This is a genomic window from Bacillus sp. 7884-1 (assembly GCF_002272245.1).
Lineage (GTDB): Bacteria > Bacillota > Bacilli > Bacillales > Cytobacillaceae > Neobacillus.
Genome location: NZ_NPDD01000168.1, coordinates 1 through 4513 on the forward strand (window position 1 = coordinate 1; position 4513 = coordinate 4513).

Consider the following 4513-nt stretch of genomic DNA (forward strand, 5'->3'; position numbering starts at 1 on the left):
CCGCTCCATTTAAGGGCCTATAGCTCAGCTGGTTAGAGCGCACGCCTGATAAGCGTGAGGTCGATGGTTCGAGTCCATTTAGGCCCATAAATACTTTAAAAGAGTGATTACTATTTATAGTGATCACTCTTTTTTTCGTTTATTGTAAAGGGATGATACCTTCTTCTATGATTTTCTATTATGTGTAGTTACAATAAGAATGGAAGCTAAGTTTTTTTATTATAGGCTCTTTTCGTAATATAGAGGCTATAAGTGACCGGAATCGAGAAAAAGTCGTGGAAGTGGTAACTAATAGGGGCTATAAGTGACCGGAATCGAGAAAAAGTCGAAGAAGTGGTAACTAATAGAATTCTTATTTTATAACCGAGTAAGTAAGGAGGTTCGAGATGAGTTATAATCAATCAACTATTGAAACCATGAAGAAACGTCAGTCTATTAGAACGTTTGACACTCTAAACATAAAAGATTCTCATTTAAAAATAATTCATGATTACATAAATAATGAAGACAACTTAGTAGGACCATTTGGAAGTAAAGGCTGTATTAAGTTGATTCAAGTAACCAATAATGTAAGCGATAAGGGCATTAAGTTAGGTACATATGGATTTATAAAAAATCCACAGGCATATTTAGTTGGAGTAACAGAAAATAGTAAATACTCACTTGTAGAATTTGCTTACACCTTTCAAAAATTAGTTATCTTGTTAACTGAATTAGAAATCGGTACTTGCTGGATGGGAGGGACATTTAACCGAAATTCGTTTGAACAAGAAATTCAGCTCGGGGAAGGAGAATTTATTCCCTGTATAACACCAATGGGCTATCCAAATCAAAAACAACGGGTTTTTGATAAGGCACTCCGATACGTTGTAAAGGCGGATAATAAAAAGCCTTGGGATAAGCTATTTTATGATTCAACTTTCGAGGTTCCATTGGATAAACAAAAAGCGGGATTACTTGAAGTCCCTATCGAGATGGTTAGGCTTGGACCATCTGCATCCAATAAACAGCCATGGAGACTTTTATTAACTAATAATCGAAAGTTGTGTCATTTTTACATTGAGCATACACCGAATTATAGCTCAAAATTAGGATATGATATGCAGCTTTTGGATTTGGGAATTGCCATGTGTCAATTTGAATCAGCTTGTAAGGAATTAGATATAAAAGGACGTTGGAGTGTAGCAAAACCGGACCTGCTTCTCCCAAATGAGCAAACGGAGTATATTGCCAGCTGGGAAATCCTTTAAAATGAAAGTAAGAATGGAGTAAGTAGAATGCCTGTTATCGAGCATAAACAGTTTATCAAAGCTCCGCTTGAGGTTTGTTTTAACCTTGCCAGAGATGTCAATGTTCATACGCAAACTACCTTGAAAACAAAGGAAAGGGCTGTTGGGGGTGTAACAAAGGGACTGTTGGAGGAAGGGGATAGTGTAACTTGGGAGGCTGTGCACTTTGGTATTAAGCAAAGGTTAACCTCAAGAGTAATCTTTATGGAAAAGCCTCATAGTTTCGTGGATGTAATGGTAAAAGGGGCATTCAAGTCCTTCATCCATATCCATCAGTTTGTTAATGAAGAAGAGGGGACAACAATGATCGATCATTTCCAATATAAGTCACGTTTCGGTCCCATCGGAGTCTTAATTGACAAATTGTTTCTAGAAAAATACATGAAAAGATTTATTGCTATGCGTGCAACAGAATTAAAGAAAATAGCTGAAATAAAAACTAATCAAACGTTTGATTAAATGAGTTGAACCCTTGGTATAAAGGGATTATATTGAGACAAAACAGTACTAATCAAACGTTTAATTAAAATTAATATTATAGAAATTTGAACATTTTATATCTTAGATAGTTCGACTTTTCTTTTTTCCATTTCCATTGCTGAAACAATATATGCAAACCCATTCATTAAAAAGTAAATAACATTAGATTGTACCCGTTCCGTTTCTCCTAAATAAGTATTTAAGATAATAATGACTGAGTATAAAACAACAAAGAATAGAGCGATTTTATTAAAGATTTGCATACAAACAACTCCTTTTTTAGGATACTTATTTTAATCATATTTACATATAGCTGAACTTATGCAGGACATGAGGTAATTGGGGGAAGGGTTCTGCCAAATTTCCATCCTTCTTTAATTACCTTGATAGACAAGCTGGCTGAAATTTATTAATGGAGATGGAGGTTATGTATGAAAAAGTTACTAATTTTGGGTGCAAGCGGTTTGGTTGGAAGGGCCATAATCGAGGAATTTAAGGAAGTTTATGACCTATACGGTACGTATGCTTCTACACAAACTAAGCTCCCTCCTGATAAACAGATCCAACTGGAGGTTCACCAAACCCATGAGATGAGGGATATCCTGCGTTCCATTAAACCTGACATAGTGATTTCCTGTCTTAGAGGAGAGTTCGGTCAACAGCTCAAGTTTCATAGAGAATTGGCGGAGGAACTACGAAATACTACAAGTAGTCTTTACTTTTTTTCTACAACAAATGTATTTGATGGGGACTTTTCAAAACCACATATCGAAACAGATGTCCCGATTGCAGAATCTGATTATGGGAAGTTTAAAATTGAATGTGAGAATATGCTAGCAGAAATTCTAGAGGAGAGATTCCATATTATCCGTATTCCTGCAATATGGGGGAAGGATTCACCTAGATGGAATATGATCATTGAAAGTATAAAAGATACTAAAGTGATCGAGGCCTACAGTAATCTCTTATGTAACAATCTTTTAGATGTACAGTTAGCAAGACAGCTCAGGTTTATTATTGAAAATAAGCTTAAAGGTATATTTCATTTAGGTTCAGTTGATTTCATGACACAAAGCCAGTTTTACGAACATGTTTTAACAAAGTTAGGAAGTGGATTGGATTTATTGAAATCTAACCATTATCTAGACAGCGACAAAACATACTATTTTGAATTACAATCAACCCGTAATGATATACCAGAATCCCTTCAATCTACAAATAAAGATATTATTTCTTACCTGCTGGGATAAATGTAAAACCTGTATTGATGATTATTCAATACAGGTTCTTTCGCATACATCACTATTTTCATTGAGTAATGGATACAACCGTTCGTGGGCGTGCAGCTTTATACCATTGCTGGCAGAACAGGAAGATCAGGACGATTTCGACCATGTCGCCGCCGTAATACATGATCATTCCTCCCATTTCAGCCTGTTCATTAGGAACACCAACGGGTGGATGAGCATAAATGTACTTCGAAAGGATTCCATGGGCAGCTAATGAGAGGATTAACACCACAGTGCGAAAAATAAAACTATATCGGTGGGGCGAAGGGTCAATATATAGGATGGATAGTGTATAGAGATATCCTGCTAGGAATACGTGTGTATGTACGACTATATGCAGAAGGAGGTTGTCCTGCATAAGAGAGTATAGCTCTGTAGTATACAATACCCATAATCCTCCGATATTGAGGATGGAAGCCACAACTGGATTGGAGTATATGCTTACTGGTAAACTTTTTAATACGCGTGATAGTCTTCTTGCAGATACAACACTTAATGTTCGCATCAGAAGGGTCATTGGAGCAGCATGGACTAATAAGAGCGGAGCAAGCATTCCAAGGAATAAATGACCGACCATATGCATCGTGAAGTTTTCATGAGCGAGATTAGCAATGGGACCTATTAGTGCAATGGAAGCTGAAAGAACTCCAAGAATCCAGTATAAGTATCGATAGAAAAGCCAGCGTTTATGCCGACGGTTTGAGACCAATGCCAGTAGAATATATATCAGAACTGCCAGGACAAAGGGGAGGGCCAAGAGTAGTTCGAAAGATGGCCCACTGGCATGATGGACATGGTTATGTTCCATTTAAATAGTCCCTTCCAGCATTTTTGATTCCCGGCCTGTTCGAAAAATAAGAATTAACCCAGCAATCAGAATTAGGGCAGCAATGATATTCCATACCCAGTCGTATGGAGCAATCTCCACATTATAACGAATCTGATGGATTCGCATTAATTTGTGCTGGATGGTTCCATCGTATAATTGGAACGCACCCCCTCCAAATAGAAATCCTCCAAGCCATCTTTTTGGCCACCAGGCCTTTCTTCGTCGAAGATCAGAGACAAGAAATGCCCCCGCTATTGTTGAAAACCAACTAAAGGTATGAAAGAGTCCATCCGATACGAGACCAATATCAGGTGTAGACTTGTCATAGAAATGGTGCCAGTGCAGAATCTGGTGGAAAACTGCCTCATCAATAAAAGCAACAAAACCAAGGCCTAGTAAGCACCCCGACAATAGATTACGTCCTAAATAATTTAATCGTGGGTCATGACTTGTTGTCATTAATTTCCCTCCTATTCCACTTTTTACCTACCAAATAGTGTATCCTGTCTGGATTAAATCCAAACAGTCAAAGGGAAGCAAATGAGAAATGTATCTTTTATGTATACTTAAGAAAAAGCTTTGTTAAATTTCATTGTTGATTTTTAGTACAATGGTATAAATCGTCT

At 37.2% G+C, this 4513-nt stretch carries 6 protein-coding genes and 1 tRNA gene; 4 read left to right on the forward strand and 3 right to left on the reverse strand.

Features of this window, described 5'->3' with window-relative positions; genetic code table 11:
* Positions 1–13 precede the first annotated feature (13 nt).
* The 3 genes from CHI06_RS19405 (at position 14) to CHI06_RS19415 (ending at position 1748) form a co-directional block, all read left to right on the forward strand.
* Positions 14–87 (forward strand) — tRNA-Ile (locus CHI06_RS19405).
* Between the two features lie 299 nt (positions 88–386).
* Entirely contained in the window at positions 387–1250 is an 864-nt protein-coding gene (locus CHI06_RS19410; protein ID WP_095250265.1) for a nitroreductase family protein, read from the forward strand.
* Positions 1251–1277: 27 nt separating this feature from the next.
* Positions 1278–1748 carry an SRPBCC family protein gene (locus tag CHI06_RS19415; RefSeq protein ID WP_095250266.1) on the forward strand — a complete coding sequence of 157 codons (471 nt, stop codon included), beginning with the start codon at positions 1278–1280 and terminating at the stop codon, positions 1746–1748.
* 95 nt (positions 1749–1843) lie between these two features.
* On the opposite strand, the gene CHI06_RS19420 is transcribed toward CHI06_RS19415, so the two are convergent.
* The gene (locus tag CHI06_RS19420; protein ID WP_095250267.1) at positions 1844–2032 is read right to left on the reverse strand and encodes a hypothetical protein; all 189 of its coding nucleotides are present in this window, start codon (positions 2030–2032) and stop codon (positions 1844–1846) included.
* A gap of 168 nt (positions 2033–2200) precedes the next feature.
* On the opposite strand from CHI06_RS19420, the gene CHI06_RS19425 reads away from it, so the two are divergent.
* Positions 2201–3019, forward strand: a complete 819-nt coding sequence (locus CHI06_RS19425) for a sugar nucleotide-binding protein (protein WP_095250268.1) — start codon at positions 2201–2203, stop codon at positions 3017–3019.
* Between the two features lie 58 nt (positions 3020–3077).
* Here the strand turns inward: CHI06_RS19425 and CHI06_RS19430 are convergent, their stop codons facing one another.
* A complete protein-coding gene (locus CHI06_RS19430; protein WP_095250269.1) occupies positions 3078–3866 on the reverse strand; it encodes a cytochrome c oxidase assembly protein in 789 nt (262 codons plus the stop codon).
* Entirely contained in the window at positions 3867–4346 is a 480-nt protein-coding gene (locus tag CHI06_RS19435) for a DUF2243 domain-containing protein (protein WP_095250270.1), read from the reverse strand.
* Positions 4347–4513 lie beyond the last annotated feature (167 nt).

Coding starts and splice junctions, on each gene's coding strand:
- CHI06_RS19410 (WP_095250265.1), top strand. CDS start 387: ATGAGTTATAATCAATCAACTATTGAAACCATGAAGAAACGTCAGTCT.
- CHI06_RS19415 (WP_095250266.1), top strand. CDS start 1,278: ATGCCTGTTATCGAGCATAAACAGTTTATCAAAGCTCCGCTTGAGGTT.
- CHI06_RS19420 (WP_095250267.1), bottom strand. CDS start 2,032: ATGCAAATCTTTAATAAAATCGCTCTATTCTTTGTTGTTTTATACTCA.
- CHI06_RS19425 (WP_095250268.1), top strand. CDS start 2,201: ATGAAAAAGTTACTAATTTTGGGTGCAAGCGGTTTGGTTGGAAGGGCC.
- CHI06_RS19430 (WP_095250269.1), bottom strand. CDS start 3,866: ATGGAACATAACCATGTCCATCATGCCAGTGGGCCATCTTTCGAACTA.
- CHI06_RS19435 (WP_095250270.1), bottom strand. CDS start 4,346: ATGACAACAAGTCATGACCCACGATTAAATTATTTAGGACGTAATCTA.